The sequence below is a fragment of the Pseudomonas sp. UBA7500 genome (genome assembly GCF_002478435.1).
Classification (GTDB): Bacteria; Pseudomonadota; Gammaproteobacteria; order Pseudomonadales; family Pseudomonadaceae; genus Aquipseudomonas; species Aquipseudomonas palmensis.
Map to the genome: position 1 here is coordinate 37,167 of NZ_DLNW01000003.1, position 17,531 is coordinate 54,697.

General features: G+C 65.8%; 15 protein-coding genes. 8 read left to right on the forward strand and 7 right to left on the reverse strand.

All coding sequences use genetic code 11. From position 1 onward, the window contains the following. The first annotated feature begins 20 nt into the window (after positions 1–20). The 4 genes from hisA (at position 21) to B4I46_RS03125 (ending at position 7,140) form a co-directional block, all read left to right on the forward strand. Entirely contained in the window at positions 21–758 is a 738-nt protein-coding gene (hisA, locus tag B4I46_RS03110; protein ID WP_043862207.1) for a 1-(5-phosphoribosyl)-5-[(5-phosphoribosylamino)methylideneamino]imidazole-4-carboxamide isomerase, read from the forward strand. Between the two features lie 10 nt (positions 759–768). Next, on the forward strand, positions 769–1,539 hold the full coding sequence (gene hisF, locus B4I46_RS03115; RefSeq protein ID WP_043862206.1) for an imidazole glycerol phosphate synthase subunit HisF: 771 nt from the start codon (positions 769–771) through the stop codon (positions 1,537–1,539). Between the two features lie 124 nt (positions 1,540–1,663). Beyond that, complete coding sequence (locus B4I46_RS03120) at positions 1,664–2,404, forward strand: substrate-binding periplasmic protein (protein WP_054915786.1); 741 nt, start codon at positions 1,664–1,666, stop codon at positions 2,402–2,404. Positions 2,405–2,499: 95 nt separating this feature from the next. Then, positions 2,500–7,140: a hypothetical protein gene (locus B4I46_RS03125; RefSeq protein ID WP_286898606.1), complete on the forward strand. Its 4,641-nt coding sequence runs from the start codon at positions 2,500–2,502 to the stop codon at positions 7,138–7,140. A 5-nt stretch (positions 7,141–7,145) separates the two neighbouring features. Here B4I46_RS03125 and B4I46_RS03130 read toward each other — a convergent pair whose 3' ends face one another. From B4I46_RS03130 to gpmI, 4 genes are all read right to left on the reverse strand, one after another. Next, positions 7,146–7,919 (reverse strand): divergent polysaccharide deacetylase family protein, encoded by a 774-nt coding sequence (locus B4I46_RS03130; protein ID WP_286898607.1) that lies wholly within the window; start codon positions 7,917–7,919, stop codon positions 7,146–7,148. Continuing rightward, complete coding sequence (locus tag B4I46_RS03135; RefSeq protein ID WP_043862202.1) at positions 7,919–9,238, reverse strand: S41 family peptidase; 1,320 nt, start codon at positions 9,236–9,238, stop codon at positions 7,919–7,921. The genes B4I46_RS03130 and B4I46_RS03135 overlap by 1 nt, the downstream gene beginning before the upstream one ends. A gap of 89 nt (positions 9,239–9,327) precedes the next feature. Then, positions 9,328–10,614 carry a murein hydrolase activator EnvC family protein gene (locus tag B4I46_RS03140; protein WP_043862201.1) on the reverse strand — a complete coding sequence of 429 codons (1,287 nt, stop codon included), beginning with the start codon at positions 10,612–10,614 and terminating at the stop codon, positions 9,328–9,330. A gap of 177 nt (positions 10,615–10,791) precedes the next feature. Continuing rightward, a complete protein-coding gene (gene gpmI / locus B4I46_RS03145) occupies positions 10,792–12,327 on the reverse strand; it encodes a 2,3-bisphosphoglycerate-independent phosphoglycerate mutase (RefSeq protein WP_088514671.1) in 1,536 nt (511 codons plus the stop codon). 214 nt (positions 12,328–12,541) lie between these two features. On the opposite strand from gpmI, the gene B4I46_RS03150 reads away from it, so the two are divergent. The 3 genes from B4I46_RS03150 to secB are packed head-to-tail and all read left to right on the forward strand — an operon-like array spanning position 12,542 to position 13,737. Then, positions 12,542–12,958 carry a rhodanese-like domain-containing protein gene (locus tag B4I46_RS03150; RefSeq protein ID WP_043862199.1) on the forward strand — a complete coding sequence of 139 codons (417 nt, stop codon included), beginning with the start codon at positions 12,542–12,544 and terminating at the stop codon, positions 12,956–12,958. Position 12,959: 1 nt separating this feature from the next. Next, on the forward strand, positions 12,960–13,214 hold the full coding sequence (grxC, locus tag B4I46_RS03155) for a glutaredoxin 3 (RefSeq protein WP_043862198.1): 255 nt from the start codon (positions 12,960–12,962) through the stop codon (positions 13,212–13,214). Between the two features lie 34 nt (positions 13,215–13,248). After that, a complete protein-coding gene (gene secB, locus B4I46_RS03160) occupies positions 13,249–13,737 on the forward strand; it encodes a protein-export chaperone SecB (RefSeq protein WP_043862197.1) in 489 nt (162 codons plus the stop codon). 49 nt (positions 13,738–13,786) lie between these two features. Here secB and B4I46_RS03165 read toward each other — a convergent pair whose 3' ends face one another. Next, positions 13,787–14,242 carry a tRNA (cytidine(34)-2'-O)-methyltransferase gene (locus tag B4I46_RS03165; RefSeq protein ID WP_286898612.1) on the reverse strand — a complete coding sequence of 152 codons (456 nt, stop codon included), beginning with the start codon at positions 14,240–14,242 and terminating at the stop codon, positions 13,787–13,789. On the opposite strand from B4I46_RS03165, the gene B4I46_RS03170 reads away from it, so the two are divergent. After that, complete coding sequence (locus tag B4I46_RS03170; RefSeq protein ID WP_058541653.1) at positions 14,241–14,678, forward strand: hypothetical protein; 438 nt, start codon at positions 14,241–14,243, stop codon at positions 14,676–14,678. The two genes, B4I46_RS03165 and B4I46_RS03170, sit on opposite strands and share 2 nt — an antisense overlap. Positions 14,679–14,949: 271 nt before the next feature. On the opposite strand, the gene ntrC is transcribed toward B4I46_RS03170, so the two are convergent. Beyond that, on the reverse strand, positions 14,950–16,386 hold the full coding sequence (gene ntrC / locus B4I46_RS03175) for a nitrogen regulation protein NR(I) (protein ID WP_043862194.1): 1,437 nt from the start codon (positions 16,384–16,386) through the stop codon (positions 14,950–14,952). After that, positions 16,383–17,468: a nitrogen regulation protein NR(II) gene (gene glnL / locus B4I46_RS03180; RefSeq protein WP_043862193.1), complete on the reverse strand. Its 1,086-nt coding sequence runs from the start codon at positions 17,466–17,468 to the stop codon at positions 16,383–16,385. Before glnL ends, ntrC begins: the two co-directional genes overlap by 4 nt. Positions 17,469–17,531 lie beyond the last annotated feature (63 nt).

Sequence of the window (17,531 nt, forward strand, 5' to 3'; positions counted from 1 at the left end):
CGAATAGACAGGTTCCCCAGATGCTGATTATTCCCGCTATCGATCTCAAGGACGGTGCTTGCGTACGTTTGCGCCAAGGCCGCATGGAAGATTCCACGGTATTTTCCGATGACCCGGTGAGCATGGCCGCCAAATGGGTCGACGGTGGCTGCCGCCGCCTGCACCTGGTCGACCTGAACGGTGCCTTCGAAGGCCAGCCGGTCAACGGCGAGGTGGTGACTGCCATTGCCAAGCGCTACCCGAACCTGCCGATCCAGATCGGCGGCGGCATCCGCTCGCTGGAAACCATCGAGCACTACGTCAAGGCCGGCGTCAGCTACGTGATCATCGGCACCAAGGCGGTCAAGCAACCCGAGTTCGTGGCCGAAGCCTGCCGTGCGTTCCCCGGCAAGGTGATCGTGGGCCTGGACGCCAAGGACGGCTTCGTGGCCACCGACGGCTGGGCCGAGGTCAGCTCGGTGCAGGTCATCGACCTGGCCAAGCGTTTCGAGGCCGATGGCGTCTCGGCGATCGTCTACACCGACATCGCCAAGGACGGAATGATGCAAGGCTGCAACGTGCCGTTCACCGCCGCCCTGGCTGCCGCCACCAAGATCCCGGTGATCGCCTCCGGTGGCATCCACAACCTGGGTGACATCAAGGCCCTGCTCGACGCCAGGGCACCGGGGATCATCGGCGCCATCACCGGCCGTGCGATCTACGAAGGCACGCTGGATGTGGCCGAGGCGCAAGCCTTCTGCGACAGCTACAAAGGCTGAGGAGAACGGCATGGCGCTGGCCAAACGCATCATCCCTTGCCTGGACGTCGACAACGGTCGAGTGGTCAAGGGCGTCAAGTTCGAGAACATCCGTGATGCCGGCGACCCGGTGGAAATCGCCCGTCGCTACGATGAGCAGGGTGCCGACGAGATCACCTTCCTCGACATCACTGCCAGCGTCGATGGCCGCGACACCACGTTGCATACCGTCGAGCGCATGGCCAGCCAGGTGTTCATTCCGCTGACCGTAGGCGGTGGCGTGCGCACCGTGCAGGACATCCGCAACCTGCTCAACGCCGGTGCCGACAAGGTCTCGATCAACACCGCAGCGGTGTTCAACCCCGAGTTCGTGGGCGAGGCCGCGCAGCATTTCGGCTCGCAGTGCATCGTGGTTGCCATCGATGCCAAGAAGGTCTCCGGCCCGGGCGAAACCCCGCGCTGGGAGATCTTCACCCACGGCGGGCGCAAGCCTACCGGGCTGGATGCGGTGGAGTGGGCGAAGAAGATGGAAGGCCTGGGCGCGGGCGAGATCCTGCTCACCAGCATGGACCAGGACGGCATGAAGAGCGGCTTCGACCTGGGCGTGACCCGCGCCATCAGCGACGCGCTGGGCATTCCGGTGATCGCCTCCGGTGGTGTGGGCAACCTGCAGCACCTGGCCGACGGCATCCTGGAAGGGCATGCCAGCGCAGTGCTGGCGGCCAGCATCTTCCACTTCGGCGAGTACACGGTGCCTGAAGCCAAGGCCTACATGGCGCAGCGCGGCATCTGCGTGCGCTGAGCGGCCGCATTCGCCGGCAAGGCCGGCTCCTACACTGCAGCGAACCTGTAGGAGCCGGCCTTGCCGGCGAAGCATTTGCTGTTAAGGTAATGCAGGCACATCGCCAGGGAATCGGGTCCATCCTATGTTCACACGCTTGCTCGTCGTGCTCGTCAGCCTCTTCTCCCTCGCTGCCACCGTCCGCGCCGCTGACCCGATGGTGCTGCTCACCGAAAACTTCCCGCCCTACAACATGGCCAGCGACGGCAAGAACTTCGCCCGCGAAGACAAGATCCAGGGCATCGCCGCCGACCTGGTTCGCGAGATGTTCAAGCGCGCCGCCATCCCCTACAGCATGACCCTGCGCTTCCCGTGGGAACGCGTGTACCAGCAGGCCCTGAACAGCCCCAATCACGGTGTGTTCGTGATGGCCCGCCAACCCGACCGCGAAAAGCTCTTCAAGTGGGTCGGGCCGCTGGGCCCCGACGACTGGATTCTGCTGGCCCGCCCCGACAGCCCCATCACCCTCGAACACCTCGGCGACGCGCGCGGCTACCGGATCGGTGCCTATAAAGGCGATGCCATCGCCCAGCACCTGAGCAGCAAGGGGCTCAAGCCGATCACCGTGCTGCGCGACCAGGACAACGCGCGCAAGCTGCTCGAAGGCCAGATCGACCTGTGGGCCACCGGTGACCCCGCCGGGCGCTACCTGGCCCGCCAGATCGGCATCACCCAGCTCAAGACCGTGCTGCGCTTCAACGGCGCCCAGCTGTACCTGGCACTCAACCGCCAGGTACCCGATGCGGTGGTGGAAAAGCTCCAGCACAGCCTGGACCAGTTGCGCGACGAAGGCTTCGTCGACGCCACCTTCGCCCGCTACCTGTAAGCGCCTAACTATGTAGTGCCGCGGCCATGCACCGGGCTGCTGTGATGGATCGTCGCTGTGAATTGCACAGCCCGATCACTCATGGAAGGTGTTAGATGCCACTGCATATCCTGCAAGACCTGCCCACCCCCGAACCCGACAATGCCCTCGCCGCCATGGTAGCCGAGCAGTTCGCCAGCCGCCCGACCCTGCGCAGCACCAGCGCCACGCTGCTGGAGCGCTTGCTGCGCGAGTACTTCCCCGGGCTGTCCGCCGATGTGGAGGCGCTGCGTTTGTACGTGCCCGACAGCAGCGCGCAGTTCTATCAGGTACGCCCGCTGGTGGACGCTGCACTGGACAACCTGTGCACCTGGGAGCCGTTGCAGATGCATGCGGGTGGCTTGTCCGGTTTTCTGGGCCAGGCCGATGCGGTGAAACTCAAGCTGCAGGGCCATGCACTTGATGCGGACACCCTGCGCGAAATGATCAAGGTGTTTGCCGACGGCATCGTGGCCGAGTTCCAGCGGGCCCTGATGAACTACTGGCAGGCCAGGGGCAGTGAAGGCGTTCCGCGCCTGAGCTGGCTGGCCAGAACCCTGGCCCAGGCCCTGGTGCCACACGCCGGCGGCAAACAGGCCTGGGCCGGGATGCTGGGCCAGGTGCTGCAATGGCCACGCTGGTCGCTGCGTCAGGCCCAGGGCGAGCAGGCCGTGCGGGTGTACCTGGTGCAACTGCAGCTCGACGCCAGCCTGACCAGCACGCAGATGCTGCTCAGCGATCTGGTGTTGGTCCGCGGCGAGCAGGTGCTGCGCTGTACGCCCGCAGGTCAGGTCAGCGCCCACGCCTCGCTGAAGGCGTTCGGCGAGGCGTTGACCGACGAACTCGAAGGCGCCTATCGGCTGGTCGGGCTGCAGTGGCAGTTGCTGGAGGTCGAAGGCAATCCGTTCAGGGTCCAGGCCGAGGCGTTGCTCGATCAGCAACTGCGCGATGTGCAGGCGCTGCGCCTGGGCGGGCAGTCGGTGACTGAGCTCGAGGGGTTGTTTGCCACGGTGTCCGATGTGGCTGCGCGCCTGGCCGGCAACCGGGCATTCGTGCCGACGCCTGCCGACACTCAGGTGCTTGGCCAGCTGCCGGCATGGCTCAAGCAGGCTTCGGGGGCCGATTACCTGGACTACCGCATGCAATGGCTGAGCATGGCGCTGGCGCACCAGCACAATGCCGGCAAGGCCTATGACCACGGTATCCCGACCCTGCGCGACTATGCCGCCAAGGCGCTGGGCGAGCGCATGGCGGCAGATCAACCGGACGGTCCGACCTACGACCCCTACAAGCTGGTGCTGACCTTCCAGGTGCCCTATGGCCAGGGTGGCTTCGGCTTCGTCGAGACGGTCAGGCTGCTGCTGGTGGATGCCGCGCTGGAAAACCTGTCCGGCCTGCCCAAGGGCCCGATGAGCATTGCCCATGCCGATGGCGACGAGATCGCCGCATGGCTGAGCGCCGAGTATGTGATGACACTCATCACCGCCGTGGATGTCGGGGCCAACTACCTGGCAGTGATCGAACAGGCCATGCGCACCGATGCACGCCAGGCCGACGAGCGTCGGCAGCTGTTCGCCGACACGCTGCGCGCACAACTGCCATTGCTGGCGCTGGAATACCGGATCAGGGGCGAGCAGGGCTTCACCCGCCAGGGCCTGCGCTGCGTGGACTACGCCATGAGCACCGACCAGACCGACCGGGTCGAGGTGCGCCCGCTGACCTTCCTCAGTGGCGAAGGGGCCAGCCCTGACGAGGTCGACAACATGTTCGTGTTCGCCCTGCCCGGCAGGCCCGAGCGGGTGCTGTACCGACCGCTGTTCGAGCCCCTGCTGCGCGAATTTGCCAGCGAGGCTGCATTGTTCAAGGCCCTCGAGGAGCCCGAGCTGCAAGCCAGCGTGCTGAGCTGGATGGGACGGGACGCCCGGCGCATCTATGCCAATGGCGGCTTTGCCAACCCTCACCTGGGTATCACGGTGGATGAACCGGTGGCTGTGCCGGGGGCGAACGTGCCGCGTCTTGGCGGCGCTGCGCTGACCGGTGACCTGCTGGCGCATTTCTACACCAGTACGGTGGATGCGCTGATCACCCTGGGTGACCGGCAATCGGTATCCAACGCCGAAGATCGCTGGCTGCGCTTCAAGGAGGCGGGCTGGCTGCTGTTCAATATCGCGCTGCCTTACCTGCGTGGGCCGACAGCTGTCGCCGGATGGCTGGTGCAACTGGTCAGCAGCCTGGACAGCGACTTCAAGGCGCTGCGCGAGGGGGATGACACCACGCGCGCCCAGGCCGTGGTCGACCTGCTGTTCAACCTGAGCACGGTGTTCATGCACGGGGCCGGGGAGGTCGGCATGGCGCGCGCGACGCCGATCGAGGTGCAGCCCTCGATGCTGCAGCAAACGTTGCCGGTGCGCGGCGAGCTGCCAGTGACCGGCGTGCTGGTACCGGTGCAGCAACCCCTGGGCCCGCAACTGCGCAGTGCCGGTGCGTTGCCGACAGCCATGGACTTCTCCTGGAGCGGCATGCGCAACGAAGCGACGCCCGAGCTGCGTGCGTTCCTGCGCCCGATGCAGGTCACGCCCGGCCAGGAGCCGACCGGCCTGATCGAGACGGGGGAGCGCCGCGGCCTGGTGCTGATCGACGGGCAAGCGCATGTAAAACTCGATGACCGCTGGTACCGCGTGCTGGAGGTGGAGGGGCGCTTCTGCATCGTCGACCCCCTCGACAGCAGCCGCCGTGGCCCGTGGCTGCGGCGCAGCAGCGAAGGCAGCTGGCAACTGGACCTGCGCCTGGGGCTGCGCGGGGGCGGGCCGAAAAAGCGCATGAGCCTGCAGGAGAAGAAGGCGCAGAACAGGCTGCAGCTTCAGCAGCTCAACGCCACGCTGGAGTCGGCGCAGCAGGATTGCCTCAGGCGCATTGTGGCCATGACCCCCAAGGTCAACGAGCTCAACGCCTTGCTCGACCCGATGTTCAAGGCCCAGCGCGAGTACCAGCTCGATCGCACGGCGACCCGGCTGGTAGCGATGAAGCAGGCACGCACGCGTGCGCAAGTGGCCGAGCAGGCACTCAAGGTCGAGCAGGACGCCTTCATCGAGGTGGCCAAGGACCTGCTGCGCACCACCCTCGAAGCCCGCGAAACCCTGAAACTGGCGGATTTCTACGGCCATATCACTGCGGCCGACTACAGCAAGGCGCTGAACCTGAACTTCAGGATGAACTTCCAGGCGCGCCTGCAGTTGCAGGCCCAGTACCACAGCAAGCAGTTCAAGATCTCGTTGCACGATGCCTGGATCGAGAATGCGTTCCAGGTCACCCTGGGTGATACCGCACAGCCGTTTTCCGCGTTGCTGGAGGCCAACACGCAGAACGAGACGTTCCACCTGCTGGCCCTGGAGCAGGCCGAGGCCTGCAGCGCCCTGGTCGAGGAGGTTCGCCGCGAGCCGGCGGTCAAGGCCACGGCCGACGAGATCATCCGCTATGGCGAGGCCAAGCGTGAAGAGCTCAAGGTGTTCAGCGCCCAGCGCATCCGCACGGCCTACCTGGAAATCCTCGGCTACATGAGCCTGGACACGCGTATCGCGGACGCCACCCAGCGCCCGTTCTACAAGGACTTGCTGCTGGACCCGGACATCGTCGCCGGGGTGCTTTCGCATGAGCAGCTGGGCATCGATGCCCAGGAGTTCACGCCCCAGGAGCGCATCCAGGTGCTGCGCGAGGCCTCGCACTGCTACTCGCGGGCCAAGGCGGTTGCCCAGTATGTGGGCGACCTGTTCGCGCCGGTGCCCGGCAAGGACTATCTGGCGGCGTTCGTGCAGACCCTCGACGAGCTCGATGCCAGCGCCAGGGCAGAACTGGACAGCCTGGTCACGGTGCCGGCCACCAGCACGGCGCCCCGGCCGACGCGCAAGCGCAAGGTGATCGTCACGCGTACCCGCCGGGTGGTGGTGGGGCGGGTACGGGCGCCATCGCCCGGCGAGCCGGTGCCGATCGTGGATATCGAGGATGCCAACCACCGCATCGTGGCGTCCTACCGCGAGCACGGCGGCGATGACTGGAACCCGATCAAGACCGTACTGCCCGCCACGCCGGTCGGCCTCAAGCCGCGCAAGGCCCTGCGCAGCGAGGCGCGCCAGGTGCTCGATCAGGTCGCCCCGCTCAAGGCCAAGCAGCAGGGGTTGTCCGGCAGCGGGCATCAACCGGGGGATATCGTGTTCCCGCTGACCATCCTGGCCGATCGGCTGATCCGCGTGGCGGATGACTTCGAGCGCCACAGCGGCCTGCCCGATACCGAGCAGGTCACCGTTGCCCAGCTGCGCCAGGAGGCCCAGGGGCTCAGGGACGCAGCCGATGCCCTGCGCCTGAGCATGTGCAAGGCGCAGAAGCCCACCGCGCGCAACCTGCTGTATCTGTGGGAGCGCAAGCAACTGCACATCGAATTCAAGGCGCCGCGCAAGGCCCTGGCGGCCGGCGACTTCATCGACGAGTACGAAGTGCGTGTGGCGGGCGGCGACAAATGGTACGTGCACCTGCACTATCCTGCCCTGGACACGCCCACGGCAGCGTTCAGCAAGGGCCACATCAAACTGGAGGCACAACGCACCAAAGGCTATGCCGACCTGCTCGAAGAGGCGAAAACCACCGGCAAGATGGGCGTGATCTGGCGTGCCGACCTCACCCCGGCCTTCATCAAGGGCTGGTTTCCGCTACGCCCCCTGGCGTAGGCGCCTCACTGGCCGCCGGCGCTGGCGCGATAGCGCCCGCCGGCACCGTGAGCCGCCATCGCCTGGTTGCTGCGCAGGGCAATCATCTGGTGGATCTCGACCCACTCGATGCCCTGCGCCTTCAGGCGAGGCAGCTCGCGTTCGAGCACCTCCAGGGTTTGCGGGTAGGGGTGGCCGATCAGCACGGCCGAGCCCTGCCGGTGCGCCAGCTCCACGGCGATGCGCAGTTGCCCGGCAATCGCCTCGGGGGTGCGCACGTCATCCAGGAACACATCCCGCGACAGGCTTGCCAGCCCCTGTTCCTGCGCCTTGGCCGCAGCGACCGTGGCGGCGCTGGTGCGGCTGTCGACAAAGAACAGATGGCGGCGCTGCAACTCGCCCATCAGCCAGGCCATGGGCACCGGCTGTGCAGTCATGCGGCTGCCCATGTGGTTGTTGATGCCGCTGGCATAGGGCACCTTGGCCAGGGCCGCGCCCAGGCGTTGTTCCAGCTCCGGCAGCGGGGTGTCCGGGTGCCAGGCGTAGGGGCCGGTGGCCGGGTCCATGGGCATGTGCAGGATCACCGTCTTGCCGGCCTTGTGCGCCTGGCGGGCGAACGCGGTGGCGTGCGGGGTATCGGGCATGATCGCGAGGGTGACCGGGCCGGGCAGGGCCAGGGTGCGCGCATCTCGCGCAGGGCTCTGCCCCAGGTCGTCGATGATCAGCGTGAGGTAGGCCTTGGCCGGTGCCGCGTGTGCGGTGCCGGCCAGGCAGAGCAGGGCGAACAGCAGATAGCGCATCACTTGCCGCTGGTGATGCTCAGGCCCTTGAGCAGGTTCAGCGCCTGGCTGAGCTGGAAGTCGTCGTCCTGCGGACGGTCCTTCTTGCTCGCGGCCTTGCCCGAAGGCCGGTCGGCGCCGCCGTTGCCGTTGCCCAGGTGACCTTGCAGGTCGGCTTCCTTGAAGTTGTCGTTGTCCTGCTCGCTGGTGATCTTGGCGCGGCGCACCTCGATGTCCGGCACGATGCCCTGGGCCTGGATCGAGCGGCCGTTGGGGGTGTAGTACAGCGCGGTGGTGATCTTCAGGGCGCGGTCGTTGTTCAGCGGCAGCACGGTCTGCACCGAGCCCTTGCCGAAACTGTCGGTGCCCATCAGTACGCCGCGCTTCTGGTCCTGCAGGGCGCCGGCGACAATCTCGGAGGCCGAGGCGCTGCCGCCGTTGATCAGCACCACCAGCGGCACGCCTTCGCTGGCATCGGCCGGGTCGGCCGAGAAGCGCAGTTCGGAGTTGGCGATGCGGCCCTTGGTGTACACGATCAGGCCCTTGGTCAGGAAGTGGTCGGCCACTTCGACGGCGGCCTGCAGCACACCACCGGGGTTGTTGCGCAGGTCCAGCACCAGGCCGCGCAGTTTCTTGCCGTTGTCCTTGCGCAGCTTGGCCAGGGCCTTGCCGACCTCTTCGCCGGTCTTGACCTGGAACTGGGTGATGCGGATATAGCCGTAGCCGTCCTCGAGCAGCTGCGACTTGACGCTCTTGACCTGGATGACCGCGCGGGCCAGGGTCACGTCGAACGGCGTGCCGCCGTCGCGCACCAGGGTCAGGGTGATCTTCTGGCCGATCTTGCCGCGCATCTTGTCGACCGCCTCGGTCATGGTCTGGCCGCGGGTCGGCTGGCCGTCGATCTTGACGATCAGGTCGCCCGCCTCGATGCCGGCACGCGAGGCCGGGGTGTCGTCGATGGGCGATACCACCTTGACGAAGCCGTCCTCCATGCCCACTTCGATGCCCAGGCCGCCGAACTCGCCGCTGGTGCTCTCCTGCAGCTCCTGGAAGTCTTCCGGGCCCAGGTAGGCGGAGTGCGGGTCGAGGTTGCTGAGCATGCCCTTGATGGCGTTTTCGAGCAGGGTCTTGTCGTCCACCGGCTCGACATAGGCGGCCTTGATGCGGTCCATCACCTCGGCGAAGGTGCGCAGCTCTTCCAGCGGCAGCGGCGCCTGGGCAGTGACCGTGGTCGGTGCCACCGTGGCTGGCTTGGCAGGCTCGGCCGCGTGGGCCAGTGGCGCGCCGATGACCAGGGCAATGGTCAGGGCCAGCGAGGTAAGGCGAGGCGTATGCAGCATGTCGAACGAACTCCTGATCCTGGTTTTGCCCCCGGGGGAGCGTCGCTGGCACCGGTTGGCGGGGCTAGCGTGAAATGAACGATGTGCCCCTATCCCTGGGCACGGCACCATTGTGTCGGGTCGCTCGGGCGGCCTTGCTGGCGAATCGCGAAGTACAGGGCGGCGGTGTCCTGGCCGCCGCTGTTGCCGACGGTGGAGATCGCCTCGCCCGACTTGACCACGTCGCCGGCATTCTTGAGCAGGCTCTGGTTGTGCCCGTACAGGCTCAGGTAGCCGTTGCCATGGTCGAGAATGACCAGAAGTCCGGCGCCGCGCAACCAGTCGGCGAACACCACGCGCCCGCCATGCACCGCATGTACTTGGCTGCCGGCGGAGGCGCTGATCATCACCCCGTCCCACTTGGCTCGCGAGTCGTCGCCGCGGGTTTCACCAAAACGTGCCAGCAATCGACCATTGACCGGCCATGGAAGTTTGCCCCGTGCTGCAGAAAAAGCGCCGCCGAAGGTGGCGCCGTCGCTGGAAACCAGCGGCCCGGGCACTGCCCTGGGCTTTTTCGGGGTGGCGTCCTGGTTGGCGGCCAGGGCTTCGCGCTGGCGCTGCTTCTCGGCTTCCTGGGCGGCCAGCAGGGCACGCTGACGTGCCTCTTCGGCTTCGCGCGCCTGGCGTGCCAGGGTCTGCTCGATGGTCTTGAGCACCTGGGCGAGGTCGGCCTGGTCCTGTTCGCGGGCGGCCAGCTTCTGGTCGCGTGCCTTGACGTCGCTGTTGAGCTTGGCCAGCACCTGCTGGCGCTCGGCGCGGACCTTTTCCAGGTCCTGGCGCTGGGTTTCGAGGGTGCCTTGCTGGGCCAGCAACTGGGCCTGCTGCAGGGCGATGTCCTTTTCCACATTGGCCAGCTGACGCAGGGTCTCGTTGAAGCTGCGCAGCTGCTCCAGGCGGGCCTGGCTCAGGTAGTCGTAATAGGTGAGGGTGCGCGCGAACTTCTCGGGGTTCTGCTGGTTGAGCAGCAGCTTGAGGTATTCCTCGCGACCGTTCTGGTAGGCCGAACGGGCCTGGATGGCGATCAGGCGTTGCTGTTCAACGCGGGCGCTCTGGAGTTTTTTTTTCTCTTTGTCGAGGCGCTCCAGCTCGCCTTCAGTCTTTTTTAGTTCCTGCTGCAGGGCCTCCACCTGCTTTTGCAGCTTGCCGATTTCGGTTTCGGTGCCGCGCAGGTCTTTCTGCACGCCGGACTTTTCCTGCTGCAACTGGCCAAGCAGCTTTTTCAGCTCGGCAATGTCCTGGCGCGTGGCGTCCAGTTGCTGCTGGGTTTGCGCGCGCTCGTCGGCGAATGCCGGGCCGAACAGGCAGGTCAGGGCTATGAGGATAAGTGCGCGAAGCATGGAGTAGGCGGAACCCAGGATGGAGACTGGCCTAGTATGCCCGCCATGGCGATCAAAAAAAACGACCTTCAAGCGGGATGCGATTCAGCTGCCTGTTTCAAGCTGCACGCCGCAAGAGGCGCAGCGCACGTGGCGCTGGCTCCTGCAGCTTGAACCGTGCAGCGTGGGGCGTGCCGTTCAGACGTCTACGAGAATCGAAGTACCGGTCATTTCGGCCGGTTTTTCCAGGCCCAGCAGCTTGAGCATGGTCGGCGCCACGTCTGCCAGCACGCCGCCTTCACGCACCTTGAGGTTGCGCTTGCCGACATAGATGAACGGCACCGGCTCGGTGGTGTGGGCGGTGTGGGCCTGGCCGGTGCACGCGTCTTCCATCTGCTCGACGTTGCCGTGGTCGGCGGTGATCAGCGCTTCGCCACCCACCTTGTCGAGGGCCTCGACGATGCGGCCCACGCACAGGTCCAGGGCCTCCACGGCCTTGACCGCAGCGTCGAACACGCCGCTGTGGCCGACCATGTCGCCGTTGGCGTAGTTGACCACGATCACGTCATGGCGCTGCTGTTCGATGGCCTCGACGATGCGGTCGGTGACCTCCGGCGCGCTCATTTCCGGCTGCAGGTCGTAGGTGGCGACCTTCGGCGACGGGATCAGGATGCGCTCTTCGCCTTCGAACGGTTCTTCGCGCCCGCCGGAGAAGAAGAAGGTGACGTGGGCGTACTTTTCGGTTTCGGCGATGCGCAGCTGGGTCTTGCCCTTCTTGGCCAGGTACTCGCCCAGTACGTTGTTCAGGCTGCCTGGGGCGAACGCCGCCGGGGCGGCGATCTTGGCCGAGTACTGGGTCAGGCCGATGTAGGCGGCCAGCTTGGGCAGGCGTGCGCGCGGGAACTCGTTGAAGTCCGGCTCGACGAATACCCGCGACAGCTCGCGGGCGCGGTCGGCGCGAAAGTTCATGAAGATCACCGCGTCGCCGTCCTCGACCCTGACGGCCTCGCCCACGCGGGTGGCCTTGACGAACTCGTCGCTCTCGCCGCGTGCATAGGCGGCTTCAAGGCCGGCGGTGGCGGTGCTGGCGCTGAATTCGGCGGTGCTGTCGACGATCAGGTTGTAGGCGGCGCTGACGCGGTCCCAGCGGTTGTCGCGGTCCATCGCGAAGTAACGGCCGATGAGGCTGGCGATGCGGCCCTTGCCCAGGCGGGCGAAGGTGGCGTCGAGCAGTTCGATGGAAGACTGTGCGCTCTTGGGCGGGGTGTCGCGGCCGTCGAGGAAGGCGTGCAGGTAGATCTTCTCGGCGCCACGTTGCGCGGCCAGTTCGGCCATGGCCACCAGGTGGTCCTGGTGGCTGTGCACGCCACCGTCGGACAGCAGGCCGAGGATGTGCACGGCCTTGCCGGCACCGGCAGCCTTGTCCACGGCGTCGCACAGCACCGGGTTCTGGAAGAACTCGCCATCCTTGATGGCCTTGGTCACGCGGGTGAAATCCTGGTACACCACGCGCCCTGCACCCAGGTTCATGTGGCCGACTTCGGAGTTGCCCATCTGCCCGTCGGGCAGGCCCACGTCCATGCCCGAGCCCGAGATCAGGCCGTGCGGCTGGGTGGCGCGCAGGCGGTCGTAAACCGGCGTGGTGGCCGAATAGATGGCGTTGTATTCGTGGCTTTCGCTGTGACCGAAACCATCCAGGATGATCAGGACCAAGGGTTTTGGCGTGCTAGTCATCTATCCCACTCGCGCTTTTGTCAGGTGATAAAGACACGCATTTTAGGGCAAATTGGTCAGCAGTGACGAATTAACCTTGCGCGCCCGCCATTGCCGCCCGACGGGTAGCAGCCCGGCAATGAGAATTACTGTCGACAACCAGTGCCGGTGGGCTTTGGCCGGCCTTGGGTGCTGTGTATACTGCCCATCATTTTTAACGGCCCGGAACCCTCTGATGGTTGCTCACCTGATCGAATTCGCGACATCTCACTATCTGCTGGTTGGTATCTTCGTCGTTCTGCTGGTCCTGCTGATCGTCACCGAAGCGCGCAAGGGCGGCCGCAGCCTGAGCAACGGCGAACTGACCGCGCTGGTCAACGCCGACAAGGGCCTGGTCATCGATATCCGTGCCAGCAAGGAGTTCTCCGCCGGGCACATCGTCGGCGCGCTGAACATCCCGCAGGACAAGTTCGCCGCGCGTATCGGCGAGCTGGAAAAGCACAAGGCGACCAAGACCCTGATCGTGGTCGACAACCTGGGCCAGCACGCCGGCGCCGTGTGCCGCGACCTGCTCAAGGCCGGCTTCAACGCCGCCAAGCTGTCGGGCGGCGTGTCGAGCTGGAAGGCCGACAACCTGCCGCTGGTGAAGTGACATGAGCAACGTCATCGTCTACTCCAGCGACTACTGCCCTTACTGCTCGCGTGCCAAGCAGCTGCTGTCCAGCAAAGGTGTGGCCTTCGAAGAGATCAAGGTCGATGGCAAGCCCCAGCTGCGCGCAGAGATGAGCCAGAAGGCCGGCCGCACCTCGGTGCCGCAGATCTGGATCGGCAGCACCCACGTCGGCGGTTGCGACGACCTGTTTGCCCTTGAGCGCGCCGGCAAGCTCGACGCGCTGCTCAAGGCCTGAATTCCCTACAAGACCCTGCAAAGAAGGATCTGTCATGACTGAAGAACAGAACAACGGCGCTGCGGCAGCCGACGAAAGCTCCCCGCAATTCTCCCTGCAGCGCATCTATGTGCGTGACCTGTCGTTCGAAGCGCCGAAAAGCCCGGCGATCTTCCGCCAGCAGTGGGAACCGAGCGTCGCGCTGGACCTGAACACCAAGCAGAAAGGCCTGGAAGGCGACTTCCACGAGGTCGTGCTGACCCTGTCGGTCACGGTCAAGAACGGTGAGGAGGTTGCCTTCATCGCCGAAGTTCAGCAGGCGGGTATCTTCCTGATCAAGAACCTCGACCCGGCTTCGATGAGCCACACCCTGGGCGCGTTCTGCCCGAACATCCTGTTCCCGTATGCGCGTGAAGCGCTGGACAACCTGGTGACCCGTGGTTCGTTCCCGGCCCTGATGCTGTCGCCGGTGAACTTCGATGCCCTGTACGCGCAAGAGATGCAGCGCATGCAGGAAGCAGGCGAAGCGCCTTCGCTGCAGTAAGCTGACTGCGGTACGTTGAAAGCGCCCTTCGGGGCGCTTTTTTCATGCCTCAGGCAAAACCTTGCTGGCGCCAGGCTTCGTACACCGCCACGGCCACGGTGTTGGACAGGTTCAGGCTGCGGCAGCCTTCACGCATGGGCAGGCGCAGGCGCTGGTCGCTGCCCAGCGGGTCGAGCACCTCGGGCGGCAGGCCACGGCTTTCGGGGCCGAACAGAAAGGCGTCGCCGGGGGCGAAGGCCACGTCGTGAAACGGCCGCGAGCCCTTGGTGGTGAAGGCGAACAGGCGCGGGTTGCCCAGGCTATCGAGGCAGCTGGGCAGGTCGCTGTGGCGCTTGAGGGTGGCGTACTCGTGGTAATCCAGGCCCGCACGGCGCAGGCGCTTGTCGTCCAGTTCGAAGCCGATCGGGTCGATCAGGTGCAGTTGGCAGCCGCTGTTGGCGCACAGCCGTATAATGTTGCCGGTATTCGGTGGAATTTCCGGTTGAAAAAGGATGACGTGAAACATGCACGGCTCCGAGCATAAAGATGACGAGCATTCTACCCCCGAACCGGACCCGCGTTCGAAACTGTGGCCGCGGGTGCTGTTCTCCATGGCCCTGTTCGGCATGCTGGTTGGCCTGATGATCGGCCGCCTCACCGCGCCTGAACCACGGGTACTGGAGCGGGTGGAGGTGGTGGCCGATGGCCTGAACCTGTGGTTCAACGAAGAGCCGCAACTGCATGGCGAGGAGGTCGAGGGCACGCTGGCGTTGGTGTTCCAGGCCAGTGGGCGGAGCCAGAAGGGTCAGTTGCAGTTGGCGGGCAAGCCCGTGAGCTGGCGCCTGCAGAACAGCGACCAGGGCCTGTTGCTGAGCCTGGTGGCGGCCCGGCCGCTGCGCGGCGACTGGGCCGGCGAGCCGGTGCAGGGCCGCTGGAGGGTGCAGGTGAAACTGCACGAATAAAAGAGGGGATTCCCCGGCCTGCCTGTACCAAGGTCCCCAAAACTGGGTTGTGCTTAGGTATATGCAGGGGGTGTGCCAAGTTGGCCTGGGGCAATGGAACCAGGGGTTTTGCAGGGTTTGATGCGGTTGTGAGGGGTATTTTTGCCTTCAGGCGGTGCAGCGGGGGCAGGCATGGTGCAGCAATGGGGCAAGCCCTTTGCCGGCAAGGCCGGCTCCTACAGGTACGGCGGCGTTTGTAGGAGCAGGCCTTGCCGGCGAAGAGGCCCCTGAGTCAGGCCTCGTCGTCGCCCTCGTCGTCCCCGCCGTCGACCTTCATGCCCAGTTCCTTGATCTTGCGCGTCAGGGTGTTGCGCCCCCAGCCCAGCAGCACCGCTGCATCGCGCCGCCGCCCGGCGGTGTGCTTGAGCGCCGTCTCGATCATGATCCGCTCGAAACTCGGCACTGCGCTGTCCAGCAGGTTCGACTGGCCACGGCTCAGCGCCTGGTCGGCCCACTGGCGCAGCGCCTGCTCCCAGTTGGTCACCGGCGCCGCGTCCTGCGGCAGGTTCAGCAGCTCCGGCGGCAAGTCGCCGATATGCACCTCGCGCCCCGAGGCCATCACCGTGATCCAGCGGCAGGTGTTCTCCAGCTGGCGCACGTTGCCCGGCCACGGCAGGTTGCGCATGAACTCCTCGGTCTCCGGCTTGAGCAGCTTGGGCTCCACCGACAGCTCCTGCGCCGCACGCCCCAGAAAGTGCCGGGCCAGGGTCGGGATGTCTTCGCGCCGGTCGGCCAGGCGCGGGATGTGGATGCGGATCACGTTCAGGCGGTGGAACAGGTCTTCACGGAACTTGCCGGCCTGCACCAGGGTTTCCAGGTTCTGGTGGGTGGCGGCAATGATGCGCACGTCCACCTTCACCGGCACATGCCCGCCCACCCGGTAGAACTCGCCATCGGCCAGCACGCGCAGCAGGCGGGTCTGGGTGTCGGCCGGCATGTCGCCGATCTCGTCGAGAAACAGCGTGCCGCCGTCGGCCTGCTCGAAACGCCCGCGGCGCAGGTTGGCCGCGCCGGTGAACGCGCCCTTTTCATGGCCGAACAGCTCGGACTCCATCAGGTCCTTGGGGATCGCCGCCATGTTCAGCGCGATGAACGGCGAGGCGGCGCGTGGGCTGTGACGGTGCAGGGCGTGGGCCACCAACTCCTTGCCGGTGCCCGATTCGCCGTTGATCAGCACGGTGATGTTGGAATGGCTGAGCCGGCCGATGGCGCGAAACACCTCCTGCATAGCCGGCGCTTCGCCGATGATTTCCGGGGTGCGGGTCAGCGCCTGGGGCTCGGCCATGCCCTGCTGTTCCTGGGCGTGCTGGTTGGCGCGCTTGACCAGCGACACTGCCTCGTCCACGTCGAATGGCTTGGGCAGGTACTCGAACGCGCCGCCCTGGTACGAGGCCACGGCGCTGTCCAGGTCCGAGTGCGCGGTCATGATGATCACCGGCAGACGCGGGTGCTGCTCGCGGATCTGCGCCAGCAGGTCCAGGCCGCTGGCACCGGGCATGCGAATGTCGGAGATGATCACGTCCGGCTGCTGGCGGGCCAGGCGGCTCATGACCCCATCGGCACTGTCGAAGCTCTGGGTGGTCATGCCTTCCTGTTGCAGGGCTTTTTCCAGGACCCAACGGATGGAGCGGTCGTCGTCGACGATCCAGACGGTTTCGCTTCGGCTCATGAAGAAGTGGCTCCTTGTTCCAGCGGCAGGAAGATCGAGAAGGTGGTGTGGCCAGGGTGGCTGTCACATTCGATCAGGCCCTGGTGCTGGCTGATGATGTTCTGGGTGATGGCCAGGCCCAGCCCGGTACCGTCCGGGCGACCGCTGACCATGGGATAGAAGAGGGTGTCCTGCAGTTCCGCGGGGATACCCGGGCCGTTGTCGATGATTTCGATGCGCGCCACCAGGCGGTGGCGGGTGTGGCCGATGGTGAACTGGCGCATGGCGCGGCTGCGCAGGGTGATGCGGCCCAGGCGCAGCTCGTTCTGCCCGCTGATGGCCTGCATGGCGTTGCGCACGATGTTGAGTACGGCCTGGATCATCTGCTCGCGGTCCACCAGCACGTCGGGCAGGCTCGGGTCGTAGTCGCGCACCAGGGTGATGCCGCCCTGGCTTTCGGCCTCCACCAGGCTGCACACGCGCTCGAGCACTTCGTGGATGTTGGTCATGGCCAGCGACGGCAGTTTGTTGGAGCCGAGCATGCGGTCGACCAGGTTACGCAGGCGGTCGGCCTCTTCGATGATGACGTTGGTGTAGTCCTTGAGGCCGTTGTCGGGCAGTTCGCGGGCCAGCAGCTGCGCGGCGCCACGGATGCCGCCCAGCGGGTTCTTGATTTCGTGGGCCATGCCGCGCACCAGCATCTTGGTGGTTTCCTGCTTGGACAGCTGCGCCTCTTCCTTGGTGATGCGCAGCAGGCGGTCGCGCGGGTGCACTTCGAGCAGCAGCAGGGTGCGGCCGTGGTTGAGGATCGGGGTGACGGCGTAGTCGACGGTCAGGGTCTGGCCGGTGAGGGCGGTGAGCATGGCTTCGCGCTTGGTGAACGGGTGCGCGTGCTCCACGGCCTGGCGCAGCGAGTTGAGCGCTTCGGTCGATTCGGTGAACAGCTCGCTGATGAACTGCCCGTGGCTGCGCTGGCCGCTGATGGCCAGGAGCATTTCCGCTGCCGGGTTCATGTACTCCAGGCGCAATTCGGCATTGAGCAGAATGGTGGCAGTGGTCAGGTTGTCCAGTAGCAGTCGGTGCAGTGCATCGCTGATGGTCATGGGGCGTCGTTGACCTCTTTTGGCACAGTACCGCCCTGATCGGGGCCAGGGTGGCGCGCGCTG